We start from the raw sequence: 18,352 nt of genomic DNA on the forward strand, positions 1-18,352 counted from the left end.
CCCATGCGCCACCCCCTGCCCTACGCCTTTGCCCGCACCTCGCAGCTGCTGCTGGAGGACGATGGCCAGCAGCTCGTGCTGTGGCACGGCCCTGCACCCGACGTGACCGCGCTGTCGGAAGTGATGCGCAAGCACAAGATCCGCCACCTGCAGTCGCTGGCGGCCCCCGCCCTGGCCCAGCGCATCAGCGCAGCCTACGCCCAGGGCGAGTCGAGCGCCGCCACCGTGGTGAGCGAAGTCGAGTCCGACGCCGACCTGTCGCGCATGATGCAGGACCTGCCGGCGGTGGAAGATTTGCTGGAGACGGCCGACGACGCGCCCATCATCCGCATGCTCAACGCCCTGCTCACGCAGGCCGCGCGCGATGGCGCGAGCGACATCCACATCGAGCCCTACGAGCGGCATTCGAGCGTGCGCTTTCGCGTCGACGGCTCGCTGCGCGAAGTGGTGCAGCCCAACCGCGCCCTGCACGCCGCACTGATCTCGCGCCTGAAGATCATGGCCGACCTCGACATTTCGGAAAAACGCCTGCCGCAGGACGGGCGCATCAGCCTGCGCCTGGGCACGCGCGCCATCGACGTGCGCGTCTCCACCCTGCCCAGCGCCCACGGCGAGCGCGCCGTGCTGCGCCTTCTGGACAAGAGCGAGAGCAAGCTGAGCCTGGAGGCCGTGGGCATGCAGGGCGACACGCTGCGCCGCTTCGAAGGCCTGATTGCCCAGCCGCACGGCATCATCCTCGTAACCGGGCCCACAGGCTCGGGCAAGACGACCACGCTGTACGCCGGCCTGGGGCGGCTCGACGCCTCGCGCAACAACATCATGACGGTGGAAGACCCCATCGAGTACGAGCTGCCCGGCGTGGGCCAGACCCAGGTCAACAGCAAGATCGAGCTGACCTTCGCCAAGGCCCTGCGCGCCATCCTGCGCCAGGACCCGGACATCATCATGATCGGCGAAATCCGCGATTTCGAGACCGCGCAGATCGCCATCCAGGCTTCGCTCACCGGCCACCTGGTGTTGGCCACGCTGCACACCAACGACGCGGCCAGCGCCGTGACGCGGCTGACCGACATGGGCGTGGAGCCCTTCCTGCTGTCGTCCTCATTGCTCGGCGTGTTGGCCCAGCGGCTGGTGCGCAAGTACTGCAGCCACTGCCAGGGTGCCGGCTGCGAGCACTGCGGCCAGACCGGCTATACGGGCCGCACCGGCCTGTTCGAGCTGCTGGTGACCAACGACGCCATCCGCGCGCAGATCCACAACCAAGCCTCCGAGGCGGACATCCGCACGGCGGCACTCGCAGGAGGCATGGCGCTGATGCGCGAGGACGGCGAGCGCCTGATCGCGGCCGGCGTCACCAGCCGTGAGGAAGTCGTGCGGGTGACCCGCGACTGACGCAACCGGCGACGGATGCATGCAAAAAGGGCCGCTGATGCGGCCCTTTTGCTTGGGATCAGCGGCTGGAGGGGTCAGCGGATCTGCAGCGCCGGGCGGCCGCTGCTGGCGACCTTCTTCATCAGTGGCAGGGGTGTATGCGCCGGGGCTGGAATGCCGCGCGGCGGTGCAGCGCTATCGCCACCCATTCCCGCAGTGCCCACCGCTCGGGTCCCAGCACCGGGCTGCAGCTTGAACTGGCTCACGGCCTGGGTCAGCTGCAGGGCCTGTTCGCGCAAGGATTCCGATGCCGCGGTGGACTGCTCGACCAGCGCAGCGTTCTGCTGCGTCATGTTGTCCAGCTGGCTGACCGACTGGCTGATGTGGCCCACGTTGTCGCGCTGCTCGGCCGACGAGGCCGTGATCTCGCTGATGATGTCCGACACCCGGCGCACGCTGCCCACGATCTCGTTCATGGTGGCGCCGGCCTGGCTCACCAGGCGCGAGCCGTCTTCCACGCGCTCCACCGAGGAACCGATCAGGCCCTTGATCTCCTTGGCGGCGGCAGCCGAGCGCTGGGCCAGGTTGCGCACCTCGCTGGCCACCACGGCAAAGCCCCGGCCCTGCTCGCCAGCGCGCGCGGCTTCCACCGCCGCATTGAGCGCCAGGATGTTGGTCTGGAAGGCGATGCCGTCGATCACGCCGGTGATGTCGGCGATCTTGCGCGAGCTGGTGGTGATCTGGTCCATGGTGGTCACCACCTGCGAGACCACCACGCCGCCACGTCCGGCCACTTCGGCGGCCGAGGAGGCGAAATCGCTGGCCTGGCGCGAGGACTGGGCGCTCTGGCCGATGGTGCTGGTGAGCAGTTCCATCGACGAGGCGGCCTCTTCGAGGTTGGCTGCAGTCTGCTCGGTGCGGTGGCTCAGGTCGTGGTTGCCCGACGCAATCTCGGTGCTGGCCGTGGAGATGTTGCCGGCCGCCTCCTGCACCTGCTGCACCAGGCCACGCAGGGCATCCTGCATGCGCGCCATGGAAGCCACGAGCTGGCCCACCTCGTCCTGCGAGGTCACCTCCACATCGCGCGACAGGTCGCCGCCGGCGATGCGCTCGGCCAGGGCGCTGGCCTGCGAGATCGAGCGGGTGATCGAGCGCACGCTGAAGAAGGTCAGCGGAATCAGCACGGCCAGTGCCAGCACCAGCACGATGCCGATCAAGCCGGACATGGTGGTGGTCAGGGTGTTGACGCCTTCGCGCGCCTCGTCCATCTTGGTGCGTGCGGTCACGGAAAGATCAGACAGCAGCTTGTCCGTGGCCTCCATGTGCTTCTTGAGGCGGTCGGCGTAGGCACCGCCCACGGCGCCATCGATCTGGGCACGCTCGATCTGCTCGAACACGGGCGAGATGCCGGCCTCGTACTCCTTGACCTCGGCCAGCGACTTGTCGATGGCCGCCACGAAGGCCGCGTCGCCCGACTGCACCTGGCGCACGTCGGCCATGCCCTTGTTGAGCGCGGTCAGCGATTTCTTCCAGCCCTCGCGCAGGGCTGCGACTTCGACGGAGTTGTTGAAGCTGATGATGATGTCTTTTTCGAGGCGGCGCAGGTCCCCCAGGGTGGTGCGCAGCTCGGCCACATCGGTCAATGTCTGCACCCGCTGGGAGAACAGCTGGTCCAGGGTACTGCGGGTGCGCTCCAGGGCCAGATAGCCCATGGCACCGATCACGACGAGCAGAACCAGCGAAAAGATCGTGCCGAAATAAAGACGCGCACGGATGGAAAGACGGCTGAGCAGGTTCATCGCTCTTCCTTACATTTATTGACAACTACAGCATAGCAACTTTGGTGCCACAGGACCAGTTATCCCTATGGCGCCGGTGTGGGCGCGACTGTATGCGCGCCCACAGGCTATGCCGCAGAGGGTATTTACCGCCCTGCCATTCCCAACAGCGGAACTGCGGGGGCAGTAGCCGTGCTTATCGCACCGGCGTGAGGGGCACGTACAGTTGGCCCCCGGTGCGCTGGAACTCCGCCGCCTTGTCCTGCATGCCGGCTGTCAGGGCCTGCCCCTCCGCAACGCCCTTCTGGGCCGCGAACTCGCGCACTTCCTGGGTGATCTTCATGGAGCAGAACTTGGGCCCGCACATGGAGCAGAAATGCGCCACCTTGGCACTGTCCTTGGGCAGGGTCTCGTCGTGGTACTCCTGGGCCGTCTCGGGGTCCAGGCCAAGGTTGAACTGGTCCTGCCAGCGGAAGTCGAAGCGCGCCTGGCTCAACGCGTCATCACGCGCCCGGGCACCCGGGTGCCCCTTGGCCACGTCGGCCGCATGCGCGGCGATCTTGTAGGCAATGATGCCCTGCTTGACATCGTCGCGGTCGGGCAGTCCCAGGTGCTCCTTGGGCGTCACATAGCACAGCATGGCCGTGCCCATCCAGCCGATCATGGCCGCGCCGATGGCCGAGGCGATGTGGTCGTAGCCCGGCGCGATGTCGATGGTCAGCGGGCCCAGGGTGTAGAAAGGCGCCTCGTGGCAGGTTCGGAGCTGCTCGGTCATGTTGGCCTGGATCATGTGCATGGGCACGTGGCCGGGGCCTTCGATCATGGTCTGCACGTCGTGCTTCCAGGCCACCTGGGTCAACTCGCCCAGGGTGTGCAGTTCGGCGAACTGCGCCTCGTCGTTGGCGTCCGAAGCGCAGCCGGGGCGCAGGCCATCGCCCAGGCTGAAGGACACGTCATAGGCCTTCATGATGTCGCAGATGTCCTCGAAGTGCTCGTACAGGAAGCTCTCGCGGTGGTGGGCCATGCACCACTTGGCCATGATGGAGCCGCCGCGCGAGACGATGCCCGTGCGCCGCGCCGCCGTGAGGTGGATGTAGGCCAGGCGAACCCCGGCGTGGATGGTGAAGTAGTCCACGCCCTGCTCGGCCTGCTCGACCAGCGTGTCACGGAAGATCGCCCAGGTCAGATCCTCGGCCACACCGCCGACCTTCTCCAGGGCCTGGTAGATGGGCACGGTGCCGATGGGCACCGGGCTGTTGCGCACGATCCAGTCGCGCGTGGTGTGGATGTTCTTGCCGGTGGACAGGTCCATCACGTTGTCGGCCCCCCAGCGGATGGCCCAGACCAGCTTTTCGACCTCTTCCTCGATGCTGGAGGTGACGGCCGAGTTGCCGATGTTGGCGTTGATCTTCACGAGGAAGTTGCGCCCGATGGCCATGGGTTCCACCTCGGGGTGGTTGATGTTGGCCGGGATGATGGCGCGCCCGCGCGCCACTTCGTCGCGCACGAACTCGGGCGTGATGATCCGCGGAATGCTCGCCCCCATGGGGTTGCCGGCCAGGCGGCGCTCGCGGCCGGTGTCTGCCTGGTACTGTGCCATCCATTCGCGCTTGCCGTTCTCACGGATGGCCACATACTCCATCTCGGGCGTGACGATGCCTTTCCTGGCGTAGTGCATCTGCGTCACGTTGGCGCCGCTGCGTGCGCGCAGCGGCTTGCGCTGCAGGGCGGCCGCCTCGGCGCGCAGCTGGGCCAGGCGCACGGCATCCTCGCTCTTTTGGCCGTCGTCCAGAGCCAGGGGCGCGCGGCCCTCGTAAGCCTCGGTGTCGCCCCGGCCGGCGATCCAGCCGCCGCGCACGCTGGCCAGGCCGCGGCGCACGTCGATCACGGCACCGGGATCGGTGTAGGGCCCCGAGGTGTCGTAGACACTGACCTGCTCGCCATTGGTCAGCGCGATGTCGCGCACGGGCACGCGCAGGTCGGTGTGCAGGTGGCCAGGCAGGTAGGCCTTGTGCGAGGCCGGGAAGGGTTCGCGCGCGGCGGCCAGCAGCTCGGCGAATTTTTCGCGGGCAAGGGGATCGGGTGCATTCATGGGGCGGGTCTCCAGGTTCCGGTGGCAAAGGAATATTTGCTCCGGAATGGACCTGGCGCCCCGCGCACGCGCCAGTGCTGGCGCATGGACGGCATGCCCCGCAGTGGCACTCCCCAAAAAAGGCGTGCGCGCGCAGGCATGAAGGTCGGCTCTTCTTCCGCCGGTATGAACCGGATCAAGTTCGTCGGGTTCGCAGGCCGCCTGATGGATCAACCATCAGGCCCTTTGCATCTCAGCGCTTTCGCACACCCCGGAGCAGGCGCCAGTATATCGACACCGGCCTGCAACAGGGTTTCAGATGCGTCCGATGATCACCACGGCGAAGAAGAACACGGCGGCAATGACGGTCCATTTGAGGACCACCAGGCCCCAGCGCTTGTAGTGCGCCTGGCCCGTGCCCGCATAGAAGGCGAAGGACACCGCCGCTGCCAGCAGCAGCGCCATGACCATCCAGCGAAAGAGCAGCATGGGGGCGCGCCTACCAGGCGCGCGCGGGCCGTGCAAAGCCCTGCGGTGCCTGGCGCTCGTCCTCGAAGGTGACCTCTTCCCAGGCATCGGGCTGCGACAGCAGCTCGCGCAGCAGCAGGTTGTTCATCGCATGGCCCGAGCGGAAGGCGCTGTAGGCGGCCAGCAGGGGCCGGCCGATGATGTACAGGTCGCCCATGGCATCGAGGATCTTGTGCTTGACGAATTCGTCGTCGTAGCGCAAGCCGTCGCTGTTGAGCACCTTGTAGTCGTCCATCACGATGGCGTTGTCCAGCCCGCCGCCCAGGGCCAGACCGTTGGAGCGCATCATCTCCACGTCGCGCGTGAAGCCGAAGGTGCGCGCGCGCGCGATGTCGCGGCTGTAGTTGCCCGACCCCAGGTCGAACTCCACACGCTGGCCGGTGGAATCCACCGCCGGGTGGTCGAAATCGATCTCGAAGCTCAGCTTGTAGCCATGGTAGGGCACGAGGCGCGCCCACTTGGCCTGGGCGCCGCTGCCCTCGCGCACCTCCACGGGCCGCTTGATGCGGATGAAGCGCTTGGGCGCGTTCTGCAGCTCGATGCCCGCACTCTGCAGCAGGAACACGAAGGACGACGAGGACCCATCCAGGATGGGCACCTCTTCGGCCGTGATGTCCACATAGAGGTTGTCCAGCCCCAGGCCCGCGCAGGCCGACATCAGGTGCTCCACGGTATGCACCTTGGCGCTGCCGACGCCGATGGTCGACGCCAGGCGCGTGTCCGTCACCGCATCAGCCCGGATCGGAATGTCCACCGGCTGCGGCAGGTCCACCCGGCGGAACACGATGCCGGTGTCCGGCTGGGCCGGCCGCAGGGTCAGCTCGACCCGCTGGCCGCTGTGCAGCCCCACGCCGACGGCGCGGGTCAAGGTCTTGAGGGTGCGTTGCTGGAGCATGCTCCGATTGTAAAAGGCCAGGCCCGACCCCGCTTGCAATAGGACCATGGCCCAAGAGCCCATGAAAAAAGGGCCCGAAGGGCCCTTGGGAAGGACGCGGGGCCGCCAGTCGGCCCCTTCACCCACGCAATCAATCTGCCTGCTTGCGCAGGAAGGCGGGGATCTCGAGGTCGTCCATGCCGCCCGAGGACAGCGCGTCCACGCGGGCGGCGGCCTGCGTGCGGTTGGTGCGCCAGACGCTGGGCACCGACATGCTGCCGTAGTCGGCCTGCGAGCTGCCGCCGCCATGGCCGGTCTGGCCAGGAACCGCGCCCATGGCGTTGCCCATCACACCCGCGGCACCGGCCACGGGGATCTGGTAAGCCATGTTGTCAGTACCGGTGCGCAGGCCGCCCTGCACCACCGAGATCGGCTGGCGGCGGGCGTTGTGGCGCGACAGGCCGGTGGCGACCACGGTCACGCGGATCTCGTCGCCCAGGGTGTCGTCGTAGGCGGCACCGAAGATCACGTGCGCATCCTTGGAGGCGTAGGCGTTGATGGTGTTCATCGCCAGGCGCGACTCGGACAGCTTCAGGCTGCCCTTGCTGGCCGTGACCAGCACCAGCACGCCCTTGGCGCCCGACAGGTCGATGCCTTCGAGCAGCGGGCAGGCGATGGCCTGCTCGGCTGCGATGCGGGCGCGGTCGGGGCCGCTGGCCGTGGCCGTGCCCATCATGGCCTTGCCGGGCTCGCCCATCACGGTGCGCACGTCTTCGAAGTCGACGTTCACCTGGCCGTACTCGTTGATGATCTCGGCAATGCCGCCCACGGCGTTCTTGAGCACATCGTTGGCATGCGCGAAGGCCTCGTCCTGAGTGATGTCATCGCCCAGCACTTCGAGCAGCTTCTCGTTGAGCACGACGATCAGCGAATCGACATTGGCTTCGAGCTCGGCCAGGCCGTTGTCGGCGTTGGTCATGCGGCGCCCGCCTTCCCACTCGAAAGGCTTGGTGACCACGCCCACGGTGAGGATGCCCATCTCCTTGGCGATGCGCGCGATGACCGGCGCGGCGCCCGTACCCGTGCCGCCGCCCATGCCGGCGGTGATGAACAGCATGTGCGCGCCATCGATGGCGGCGCGGATGTCCTCCACGGCCGCTTCGGCGGCATCACGGCCCTTGTCGGGCTTGCTGCCGGCACCCAGGCCGCTGGCACCGAGCTGGATCACGCTGTGCGCGGAGCTACGGGTGAGCGCCTGCGCGTCGGTGTTGGCACAGACGAATTCCACGCCCTGCACGCTGCGGGCAATCATGTGCTCGACGGCATTGCTGCCGCCACCGCCCACGCCGATCACCTTGATCTGGGTGCCCTGGTTGAAAGTTTCGGCTTCGATCATTTCGATGGTCATGTTGGAACTCCTGATTCTGTCTTCGTATGCATTGGCCAAATGTGAAAAACTGTCTCTGGGTGCGGGCAGCGGCATGGCGGTCCTGTACATCGCCATCGCCCGCCGGGCATTCGGGGACCGGCACGGGCAGGACTGTGGTGGTGGAAGTAGCGCATCAGAAGTTCCCCACGATGAAGTCCTTGAAGCGGCCGAACGCCGTCTTCATGGAGCCGCTCTTCTGCGCCACCTTGAAACCACGCAGGCGCGCCAGGCGCGCCTCCTCGAGCAGGCCCATCACGGTCGATGCCCGGGGCTGGGCCACCATGTCCGACAGCGCGCTCGCATACTTGGGGATGCCGCGGCGCACGGGCTTGAGGAAGATGTCCTCGCCGAGCTCGATCATGCCGGGCATGACGGCACTGCCGCCCGTGAGCACGATGCCCGAAGACAGTACTTCCTCGTAGCCCGACTCGCGGATCACCTGCTGCACCAGCGAGAAGATCTCCTCCACGCGTGGCTCGATCACTCCGGCCAGGGCCTGCTTGCTCAGCATGCGCGGGCTGCGGTCACCGAGGCCCGGCACCTCGACCTGGCTCTCGGGGTCGGCCAGCAGCTGCTTGGCGTAGCCGCTCTCGACCTTGATGTCCTCGGCGTCCTTGGTCGGCGTGCGCAGGGCCATGGCAATGTCGCTGGTGATCAGATCGCCCGCGATCGGGATCACGGCCGTGTGGCGGATGGCCCCGCCGGTGAAGATGGCCACGTCGGTCGTGCCGGCACCGATGTCCACCACCACCACGCCGAGTTCGCGCTCGTCGTCGGTCAGCACGGCCTGGCTCGATGCGAGCGGGTTGAGCAGCAACTGCTCGACTTCCAGTCCGCAGCGGCGCACGCACTTGATGATGTTCTCGGCCGCGCTCTGCGCTCCGGTCACGATGTGGATCTTGGCCTCCAGGCGGATGCCGCTCATGCCGATGGGCTCCTTGACATCCTGCCCGTCGATCACGAACTCCTGCGGCTCCACCAGCAGCAGGCGCTGGTCGGACGAGATGTTGATGGCCTTGGCCGTCTCCACCACGCGCGCCACGTCGGCCGAGGTGACCTCCTTGTCCTTCACGGCCACCATGCCGCTGGAGTTGAGGCCACGGATGTGGCTGCCGGTGATGCCGGTGTACACCCGCTGGATCTTGCAGTCGGCCATCAGCTCGGCTTCTTTCAGCGCCTGCTGGATGCTCTGCACCGTGGCGTCGATGTTGACCACCACGCCGCGCTTCAAGCCATTGCTCGGGGCCACGCCCAATCCTGCGAGCTTGAGTTCGCCATTGGGCAGGACTTCGGCAACCACGGCCATGATCTTCGCCGTGCCGATGTCCAGGCCGACCACCACGTCTTTGTATTCTCTTGCCATATTCAGTCACTGCCCTTCGTTGTTCTGCCCTGCCCGCCGCGTCGTCTGTACCTTGCCTGCATGCTGCTACCTCCGTGTGGCGGCACCCGCGGCCGCCTCCGGGCTCGTGGTGGTCACCCCCTTGAGCCGCAAGGCATAACCCCCCGTGTGCCGCAGGTCCGCCGACTCGAGCGCATCCACCCGGCGCTTGTACTGGGCCGCCACCTGGGTCAGCGTGCGCGCAAAGCGCTTGGCGCGCGCCACCACCTCCGCCGGCGTGCCGCCGCCGAGTTCCACCACGGCCCCGGTGTCCAGCGTGGCGCGCCAGCCACCGCGGCCGGTCAGCGCGAGTTCTTCCACGTCCATGCCCAGCGGCTCGAACACCGGCTGCATCAGGCCGTACATCTGCAGCACCTCGCCCGAGGTGCCGCCCGGCCCCTGCAGACGCGGCAGGCCGTCCTGTTCCACATCGCCGACATTGGCCTCGAACACCTCGCCCTGGGTGTTGACCATGGCCGACCCCGAATCGGGGCCCCAGTACGCCACGGCGTCGTGTTCTTCGAGCACCACGTGCAGGCTGCCCGGGAATTCGCGCCGCACCGAGGCCTTGCGCACCCAGGGCACCTGCTCGAAGGCCTCGCGCGCCTTGCGCAGGTCCACCGTGAAGAAGTTGCCCACCAGGTGCGGCGCCACGTTGGCGCGCAAGGTGACGGCGTTGTTGTGCACCAGCTCGCCCTGCACGACGATGCGCGCGATCGCAAAGCCCGGGTAGCGCAGCACCCACCAGGCCCCCGCCGCCAGCACGAGCATGGCGCAGCCCACGAACAGGACCGATGCGGTCATGTTCATGAGCTTGACGTCCAGCGGTGCGGGCAGCGCGTTGTTCATCAGGTTCCCAGGGTGCTGCCGGCGGGCGTGTCCATGGTGGCGCTGGCCAGCACCCCCACGCACAGGTCTTCGTAGCTGATGCCCGAGGCACGCGCCGACATGGGCACGAGCGAGTGGCCCGTCATGCCCGGCGAGGTGTTGATCTCCAGCAGGAAGGGCTGGCGGTCGCTGGCGCGGATCATGATGTCCGCGCGCGCCCAGCCGCGGCAGCCCAGCGAGCGGAAGGCCGCCACCACCAGGCGCTGGATCTCGCGCTCCTCGGCCTCGGGCAGGCCGCTCGGGCAGTGGTACTGCGTGACGTCGGTGAAGTACTTGTTCTGGTAGTCGTAGTTGCCCTCGGGGGCGACGATGCGGATCACCGGCAGCGCATAGGCACTGTTGCCTTCTCCCAGGATCGGGCAGGTGGTTTCCTCGCCCTCGATGAACTGCTCGCACAGTACCTCGGGGTCGTAGCGCGAGGCCAGTGCATAGGCCTGGGCACATTGCTCGGGCGAAGTGACCTTGGTCAAGCCGATGGTGGAGCCCTCGCGCGATGGCTTGACGATCATCGGTGCGCCCAGGGCCGCCAGCGCGTCGGTGGTCTCGGCCACGCTGCCCACCAGGCGCCAGTCCGGCGTGGGCAGGCCCTCGGCGCGCCAGATGCGCTTGGTCATGATCTTGTCCACCGCGATGCTCGAAGCCATCACGCCCGGGCCGGTGTAGGGAATGCGCAGCAGCTCCAGCGCGCCCTGCACCGTGCCGTCCTCGCCATGGCGGCCGTGCAGTGCGATGAAGCAGCGTGCATAGCCGTCGCGGCGCAGCTCGCCCAGCTCGTTCTGCGAGGGGTCGAAGGCATGGGCATCCACGCCGCGCGAGCGCAGCGCCTGCAGCACGCCGGTGCCGGACATCAGCGACACCTCGCGCTCGGCGGACGCGCCGCCCATCAGCACGGCCACCTTGCCCAGAGCCTTCACATCCACGTTGGAACCCAGTTTCGTCGTCATCATCGTCGTCATGTCGCGCTCCCCGCCAGCGCCTTGTCCTTGGTTTGCTTGTCGTCGTTGCCTTGCAGCAGGTCCACCACCTTGGCCGGCACCGCCCCGATGGAGCCCGCGCCCATGCACATCACCACATCGCCATCGCGCGCGTTGTCGGCAATGGCCTGGGGCAGCTCGGCCACGTCGTCCACGAAGACTGGCTCCACGCGCCCGGCCACGCGCAGTGCGCGCGCGAGCGAACGGCCGTCGGCCGCCACCACGGGGGCTTCGCCCGCGGCATAGACCTCGGTCAGCAGCACCGCGTCGGCGTTGCCGATGACCTTCACAAAGTCCTCGAAGCAGTCGCGCGTGCGGCTGTAGCGGTGCGGCTGGAAGGCCAGTACCAGGCGCCGCCCGGGGAAGGCGCCGCGCGCCGCGGCCAGCGTCGCCGCCATTTCCACCGGGTGGTGGCCGTAGTCGTCGATGACGGTGAAGCGGCCGCCGTCCTTCGCAGGCAGGTCGCCATAGCTCTGGAAACGCCGGCCCACGCCCTTGAAGCCGGCCAGCGCACGCTGCACGGCCTCATCGGGGATGTTCAGCTCCACCGCCACGGCAATCGCCGAGAGCGCGTTGAGCACGTTGTGCTCGCCCGCGAGGTTGAGCACGATCTCCAGGTCGGGCAGGGTGACGCCGTTGCGCCGCTGCACCGTGAAGCGCATCTGGCCGGCCTCGGCACGCACGTTGACGGCGCGCACCTGGGCGTCTTCGGAGAAGCCGTAGCTGGTGATCGGGCAGGTCACGCTCTGCAGGATGTCGCGCACCGCCGGGCTGTCCACGCACAGGATGGCCGTGCCGTAGAACGGCATGCGGTGCAGGAAGTCGACGAAGGCGCCCTTGAGCCGGCCGAAGTCGTGCCCGTAGGTCTCCATGTGGTCGGCATCGATGTTGGTCACCACCGCCATCACGGGCAGCAGGTTCAGGAACGAGGCGTCCGACTCGTCGGCCTCGACCACGATGTAGTCGCCGCTGCCCAGCTTGGCGTTGGCGCCCGCGCTGTTCAGGCGCCCGCCGATCACGAAGGTGGGGTCCAGGCCGGCCTCGGCCAGCACGCTGGTCACCAGGCTGGTGGTGGTGGTCTTGCCATGCGTGCCGGCAATGGCGATGCCCTGCTTGAGGCGCATCAGCTCGGCCAGCATCAGCGCACGCGGCACCACGGGGATGCGCTTGTCGCGCGCGGCCAATACCTCGGGGTTGTCGGCCGTGACGGCAGTGGAGGTGACCACCGCATCGGCCCCGTCGATGTGCGCGGCCGCATGGCCCAGGCAGGTCTTGATGCCCAGGCCCTGCAGGCGGCGCAAGGTGGCGCTGTCGGCCAGGTCCGAACCGGAGATGCGGTAGCCCAGGTTGAACAGCACCTCGGCGATGCCGCTCATGCCCGCGCCTCCGAGGCCTACGAAATGGATGTGGCGAATGGCGTGCTTCATGGTGTTGCAAGCTCCTCGCAGGCAGTCACCACCTCATGGGTGGCGTTGGTTTTTTGCATCTTCTTGGCTTCTGTGGCCCGGCGCAGCAGCTCCGGGCGCTCTGTGTTGCTCAGCACCGCGGCCAAGCCCTGGGCCGTGAGCTCGCGCTGCGGCACCAGCCAGCCGCCCCCGGCGTCCACGAGGAAGCGGGCGTTGGTGGTCTGGTGGTCGTCCACCGCCGAGGGGAAGGGCACGAACAGGGCGGCAGCGCCCACGGCGGCGATTTCGGTCACGGTGCTCGCGCCCGCGCGGCAGACGATGAGATCGGCCTGCGCAAACGCGGTGGCGGTGTCGTCGATGAAGGGGGTCAGCTCGGCCTCGACCCCGGCGGCGGCATAGTTGGCGCGCAGCGCGTCGATCTGGGTGGCACCGCTCTGGTGCAGCACCACGGGGCGTTGCCCGGCCGGGATCAGCGCCAGCGCCTGGGGCACGATCTCGTTGAGCGCGCGTGCGCCCAGGCTGCCGCCGACGACCAAAAGGCGCAGCGGGCCGCTGCGGCCGGCAAATCGCTCGGCCGGATCGGGCTGGCGCGTGAACGGAGCACGCAGCGGGTTGCCCACCCACTGGCCCTTCCTGAACGCATGGGGGAAGGCGGTGAACACCCGGTCGGCCACGCCGGCCAGCACCTTGTTGGCCATGCCGGCCACCGAATTCTGCTCGTGCAGCACCAGCGGCTTGCCGCACAGCACACCCATCATGCCGCCCGGGAAGGTGATGTAGCCGCCCAGGCCCACCACCACGTCGGGCTTGACGCGGCGCACCACCTGCAGCGCCTGCCAGAAGGCGCGCAAGAGGCGCAGCGGCAGCAGGGCCAGCGTGACCGGGCCCTTGCCGCGCACGCCCGAGAAGTCGATGGCCTCCAGCGCAAAGCCTTGCGCGGGCACGATGCACGACTCCATGCTGCCGGGCGCGCCCAGCCAGTGCACGCGCCAGCCGCGCGCACGCAGCTCCTCGGCCACGGCCAGGCCGGGAAAGATGTGGCCGCCGGTGCCACCGGCCATGATGAGGGCGGTCTTGGCGGTCATACGCGCCCCCCCCTCATCATGTGTTTGTTTTCATAGTCCACCCGCAGCACCACCGCAATCGCCACCAGGTTCATCAGAATGGCCGATCCGCCGAAGCTCATGAACGGCAGGGTGAGCCCCTTGGTGGGCAGCGCGCCCAGGTTCACGCCCATGTTGATGAAGGCCTGGAAACCCAGCCAGATCGCCACGCCCTGGGCGACCAGGCCCGCAAACACGCGGTCCAGGGCAATCGCCTGGCGGCCGATGTGCATGATGCGGCGCGTCAGCCACAGGAACAGCACGATCAGCACGAGCACGCCCAGGAGGCCGAACTCCTCGCCGATCACGGCCAGCAGGAAGTCGGTGTGCGCCTCGGGCAGCCAGTGCAGTTTTTCGACGCTGCCACCCAGGCCCACGCCGAAGATCTCGCCGCGGCCGATGGCGATCAGCGAGTGCGACAGCTGGTAGCCCTTGCCCATCGCATGCTCTTCGCTGAAGGGGTTGAGGTAGGCGAACACGCGCTCGCGCCGCCAGGGCGAGCTGGCGATCATCAGGGCGAATGCGCCCACCAGCACGCCCGCGATCAGGAAGAACATGCGCGCATTGACGCCGCCCAGGAACAGGATGCCCATGGCGATCACCGCCACCACCATGAAGGCACCCATGTCCGGCTCGGCGAGCAACAGCACGCCGACGATGGCCACAGCGGTGCCCATGGGCAGCACGGCGCGGAAGAAACGTTCCTTGACCTCCATCTTGCGCACCATGTAGTCGGCGGCGTAGATGAGCACGGCGAACTTGGCGACCTCGGAGGGCTGGAAGCTCACCGGCCCGATCGACAGCCAGCGCCGGGCGCCATTGACCACCTTGCCAACACCCGGGATCAGCACCGCCACCAGCAGCAGCAGTGCAGCCACGAAAAGCCAGGGCGCGGCGCGCTCCCAGAGCCTCATGGGGACCTGGAAGGCCAGCAGCGCCGCGACGAAACCCACCACCAGGTACATCATGTGGCGGGTGAGGAAGTGCGTGGGCGCGTAATTGGCAAAGCGCGGGTTGTCCGGCATGGCGATGGAGGCCGAATACACCATCACCAGGCCCCAGGCCAGCAGCGCCACCACCACCCACAGCAGGGCCTGATCGAAGCCGAGCACGCTGGCAGGCGTGGTGGTGGACTGGCGGTACTCGGTGCCGCCCACGCGCACCGGCAGCACCTCGCCGGCCTTGCCGGTGAGGCGGCCGAGCCAGCCGGCCAGGCGTTCAGCGAAGCTGGCGGGGGCGTTGGCAGGGGTGGCAGCCATCACATACCCTCCAGGGATTGGCCGGCGTCCTGTGCCATGGCCAGAACGGTGTCGCAGAACACGCGTGCGCGGTGTTCGTAGCCGGTGAACATGTCGAAGCTCGCGCAGGCAGGCGACATCAGCACGGCATCGCCCGAGCGCGCGCGCTCGCGTGCCAGGTGCACGGCCTCGGGCAGCGTGGCGGCATTGATCAGCGCGGCCCCGCTCTCCTGCAGCGCAGTGCGGATCAGCGGCGCATCGCGCCCGATGAGCACCACGGCGCGCGCATAGCGCGCCACGGGCGTGGCCAGCGGCGCGAAGTCCTGCCCCTTGCCATCGCCGCCCAGGATCAGCACGATGCGCCGGTCGGCCCCCAGGCCGTTGAGGGCGGCCACGGTGGCGCCCACGTTGGTGCCCTTGCTGTCGTCGAAGAATTCCACGCCATCGATCAAGGCCACGGGCTCCACGCGGTGCGGCTCGCCCCGGTACTCGCGCAGGCCGAACAGCATGGCCGACAGCGTGCAGCCGGCCGAAGACGCCAGGGCCAGGGCGGCGAGCGCGTTGGAGGCGTTGTGGCGCCCGCGGATGCGCAACGCGTCGGCAGGCATCAGGCGCTGGATGTGCAGATCTTCCTCGTCTTCAGGCGCAGCGGCGGCTTCGCCGCCTTGCCACGCAGGGGCCGCACGGCGGCGGGTGCTGCGCTTGCGGGTTTCGTCCGCTTCGTGCGCGCGCACCAGCCAGGGAATGCTGCCCACGGTCTCGATGCCGAAGTCGCCAGGGCGCCGCGGCATGTCGATGCCGAAGGTCAGGTGGTCGCGCAGCGGCACCTTCACGGGCTGCTTGCTGCGCGAGGTCGGGGCGGGCTTGCCGGAGGCCAGTTGCGCTGCCTGCGCCGTGGCGGCTGACGCCGTGCCCAGCATGTCCATGACCGTGGGGTCTTCGCGGTTGAGCACCATTAGGGCCGTGTCGCCGAAGATGCGCGCCTTGGCCGCTGCATAGGCACCGATGTCGCCATGCCAGTCCAGGTGGTCCTGGGTGATGTTGAGCACCGTGGCCGCCGTGGGCTCGAAACCGGTCGCGCCATCAAGCTGGAAGCTCGAGAGTTCGAGCACCCAGACTTCGGGCAGGGTCTCGGCGTCGATGTGCCCGGCCAGGGTGTCGAGCAGCGTGGGGCCGATGTTGCCGGCCACGGCCACGCTCTTGCCCGCGCGCTCCACCAGTTGCCCGGTGAGCGAGGTGACGGTGGTCTTGCCATTGGTGCCGGTGATGGCCAGCACGGCCGGCGCATAGCCGTGCGAGGCGCGCAGGTACTGCAGCGCTGCGGCATACAGGCCGAGTTCGCCGCCGGTGGCCAGGCCGATGGCCTGCGCCGCGGCCCACACCGGCGCCACGGTGGCCGGGCTCAGGCCGGGCGAGCGGTAGACGGCGTGCACACCGGCACCGCCTTCGACCAGGCTGGCGTCGAAGGGGCCGGAAACAAAGCGCACGCCGGGCAGCTCGTGCTGCAGCACCGCCAGCTGGGGCGGGGCCTCGCGCGTGTCGGCCACCGTGACGCTGGCACCGCAGCGCACGCACCAGCGCGCCATGGCCAGGCCCGAGGCGCCCAGGCCCAGCACCAGGAAATGCCGGCCCTCGTAGGGTCGCATGCCCTCGCCCGGACGGCCCTGGGGCTGCACCGCCTCGGCCTCGCACTCGGGCTCGTCCGTCGGCGCGGCCAGCGGCGGCGCGGGCTCGGTCGTGTCGGGCGCGTTCACCTCGGCAAAGATCTGGGCCACGAAATCGGCGGCCGCCTTGGCCGCGGAGATGGCTGGAGCCACATAGCCATCGCCAGGCGGGGACGCTGGCGCGGCGACAGGGGCTGCGGGCTCCGGAGAAGCCGATTCCGATGCGGACTCCTGCGTGGCATCGGTATCCTGCGCGCCATCGTCGGCGGGTGTCTCCTCGCCGGCCTCGGGCTCGGCCGCAACGCTCTCGGGCGTGGCGGATTCTGCAGGATCCGGATCGGTCGCCTTCGGGGTGTGCACGGCCTCGGGCACACGCACCTCCTCCCGCCCGGCCGTCTCGGGCAGGTGATCGCCTGGCTCGGAGCCGAGGGCGTGGGGATCGTGGGGCGTGGTCGTCATGTTCAGCGCAGCTTGAGCGTGGACAGGCCGATCAGGCACAGCAGCATGGTGATGATCCAGAAGCGCACGACCACCTGGGTTTCCTTCCAGCCGCTCTTCTCGAAGTGGTGGTGCAGGGGTGCCATCTTGAGCAGGCGGCGGCCCTCGCCATAGCGCTTCTTGGTGTACTTGAACCAGGTCACCTGCAGCATCACCGACAGGGCCTCGACCACGAAGATGCCGCCCATGATGGCCAGCACGATCTCCTGGCGCACGATGACGGCGATGGTGCCCAGGGCCGCGCCCAGCGCCAGCGCGCCCACGTCACCCATGAACACCTGCGCGGGGTGGGCGTTGAACCACAGGAAGGCCAGGCCGGCGCCGGCCATGGCGGCGCAGAAGATCAGCAGTTCGCCGGCCCCCGGGATGTTCGGGAAGAACAGGTACTTGGAATAGACCGAGCTGCCGGTGACGTAGGCGAACACACCGAGGGCCGAGCCGACCATCACCACCGGCATGATGGCCAGCCCGTCGAGCCCGTCGGTCAGGTTCACGGCGTTGCTCGAACCCACGATGACCAGGTAGGTGAGGATCACGAAGCCGAGCACGCCGAGCGGGTAGCTCACCTCCTTGAAGAAGGGCAGCTGCAGGCCGGCCTTGGGCGGCAGGTCCAGCGAGAAACCCGACTGCACCCAGGTCAGGAACAGCTCGAACACCTTGGCGTTGGAGCTTTCCGAAATGCTGAACACCAGGTAGACGGCCGCGATCAGGCCGATGACGGACTGCCAGAAATACTTCTCGCGCGAGCGCATGCCCTCGGGGTCCTTGTTGACCACCTTGCGCCAGTCATCGACCCAGCCGATGGCGCCGAAGCCCAGGGTGACGATGAGCACGATCCACACGAAGCGGTTGGACAGGTCGAACCACAAGATGGTGGAGATCGCGATCGACAGCAGGATCAGCACCCCCCCCATGGTCGGCGTGCCGCTCTTGGACAGGTGCGACTGCATGGCGTAGCCACGGATGGGCTGGCCGATCTTGAGCGAGGTGAGCACACGGATCACCTTGGGGCCGGCCAGCAGGCCGATCAGCAGTGCCGTGAGCGCCGCCATCACCGCGCGGAAGGTGAGGTACTGGAACACGCGGAAGAAGCCGAGCTCGGGCGACAGCCCCTGCAGCCATTGCGACAGGATCAGCAGCATGCGGCAC

At 68.2% G+C, this 18,352-nt stretch carries 14 protein-coding genes and 1 riboswitch; of the genes, 1 reads left to right on the top strand and 13 read right to left on the bottom strand.

Annotation, left to right across the window (positions count from 1 at the left end; translation table 11 throughout):
• Nucleotides 1-3: 3 nt before the first annotated feature.
• Nucleotides 4-1,392 (top strand): GspE/PulE family protein, encoded by a 1,389-nt coding sequence (locus AC07PA_RS06830; RefSeq protein WP_494608625.1) that lies wholly within the window; start codon nucleotides 4-6, stop codon nucleotides 1,390-1,392.
• Between the two features lie 74 nt (nucleotides 1,393-1,466).
• Here the strand turns inward: AC07PA_RS06830 and AC07PA_RS06835 are convergent, their stop codons facing one another.
• From AC07PA_RS06835 to mraY, 13 genes are all read right to left on the bottom strand, one after another.
• Nucleotides 1,467-3,170, bottom strand: coding sequence for a methyl-accepting chemotaxis protein (locus AC07PA_RS06835; RefSeq protein WP_494608624.1), 1,704 nt, complete (start codon nucleotides 3,168-3,170; stop codon nucleotides 1,467-1,469).
• A 175-nt stretch (nucleotides 3,171-3,345) separates the two neighbouring features.
• Nucleotides 3,346-5,241 (bottom strand): phosphomethylpyrimidine synthase ThiC, encoded by a 1,896-nt coding sequence (gene thiC, locus AC07PA_RS06840; protein WP_494608623.1) that lies wholly within the window; start codon nucleotides 5,239-5,241, stop codon nucleotides 3,346-3,348.
• 135 nt (nucleotides 5,242-5,376) lie between these two features.
• Nucleotides 5,377-5,504: riboswitch (TPP riboswitch) on the bottom strand.
• A 31-nt stretch (nucleotides 5,505-5,535) separates the two neighbouring features.
• Complete coding sequence (locus AC07PA_RS06845) at nucleotides 5,536-5,709, bottom strand: hypothetical protein (RefSeq protein ID WP_494608622.1); 174 nt, start codon at nucleotides 5,707-5,709, stop codon at nucleotides 5,536-5,538.
• Nucleotides 5,710-5,719: 10 nt separating this feature from the next.
• Entirely contained in the window at nucleotides 5,720-6,643 is a 924-nt protein-coding gene (gene lpxC, locus AC07PA_RS06850; protein ID WP_035204894.1) for a UDP-3-O-acyl-N-acetylglucosamine deacetylase, read from the bottom strand.
• Between the two features lie 130 nt (nucleotides 6,644-6,773).
• A complete protein-coding gene (gene ftsZ / locus AC07PA_RS06855; RefSeq protein WP_145694604.1) occupies nucleotides 6,774-8,030 on the bottom strand; it encodes a cell division protein FtsZ in 1,257 nt (418 codons plus the stop codon).
• Nucleotides 8,031-8,184: 154 nt separating this feature from the next.
• The gene (gene ftsA, locus AC07PA_RS06860; RefSeq protein WP_145694605.1) at nucleotides 8,185-9,414 is read right to left on the bottom strand and encodes a cell division protein FtsA; all 1,230 of its coding nucleotides are present in this window, start codon (nucleotides 9,412-9,414) and stop codon (nucleotides 8,185-8,187) included.
• Nucleotides 9,415-9,480: 66 nt separating this feature from the next.
• Nucleotides 9,481-10,281, bottom strand: coding sequence for a cell division protein FtsQ/DivIB (locus tag AC07PA_RS06865; RefSeq protein WP_007857393.1), 801 nt, complete (start codon nucleotides 10,279-10,281; stop codon nucleotides 9,481-9,483).
• A complete protein-coding gene (locus AC07PA_RS06870) occupies nucleotides 10,281-11,276 on the bottom strand; it encodes a D-alanine--D-alanine ligase (protein ID WP_494608621.1) in 996 nt (331 codons plus the stop codon). The genes AC07PA_RS06865 and AC07PA_RS06870 overlap by 1 nt, the downstream gene beginning before the upstream one ends.
• The gene (gene murC, locus AC07PA_RS06875; protein WP_494608620.1) at nucleotides 11,273-12,721 is read right to left on the bottom strand and encodes a UDP-N-acetylmuramate--L-alanine ligase; all 1,449 of its coding nucleotides are present in this window, start codon (nucleotides 12,719-12,721) and stop codon (nucleotides 11,273-11,275) included. The genes AC07PA_RS06870 and murC overlap by 4 nt, the downstream gene beginning before the upstream one ends.
• Entirely contained in the window at nucleotides 12,718-13,785 is a 1,068-nt protein-coding gene (murG, locus tag AC07PA_RS06880) for an undecaprenyldiphospho-muramoylpentapeptide beta-N-acetylglucosaminyltransferase (RefSeq protein ID WP_494608619.1), read from the bottom strand. Before murG ends, murC begins: the two co-directional genes overlap by 4 nt.
• The gene (gene ftsW / locus AC07PA_RS06885; RefSeq protein ID WP_494608618.1) at nucleotides 13,782-15,062 is read right to left on the bottom strand and encodes a putative lipid II flippase FtsW; all 1,281 of its coding nucleotides are present in this window, start codon (nucleotides 15,060-15,062) and stop codon (nucleotides 13,782-13,784) included. Before ftsW ends, murG begins: the two co-directional genes overlap by 4 nt.
• Nucleotides 15,062-17,164, bottom strand: a complete 2,103-nt coding sequence (locus AC07PA_RS06890; protein ID WP_494608617.1) for a Mur ligase family protein — start codon at nucleotides 17,162-17,164, stop codon at nucleotides 15,062-15,064. The genes ftsW and AC07PA_RS06890 overlap by 1 nt, the downstream gene beginning before the upstream one ends.
• A gap of 2 nt (nucleotides 17,165-17,166) precedes the next feature.
• Nucleotides 17,167-18,345: a phospho-N-acetylmuramoyl-pentapeptide-transferase gene (mraY, locus tag AC07PA_RS06895; RefSeq protein WP_007857387.1), complete on the bottom strand. Its 1,179-nt coding sequence runs from the start codon at nucleotides 18,343-18,345 to the stop codon at nucleotides 17,167-17,169.
• Nucleotides 18,346-18,352 lie beyond the last annotated feature (7 nt).

The sequence above is a fragment of the Acidovorax sp. GW821-FHT09B03 genome, assembly GCF_059418305.1.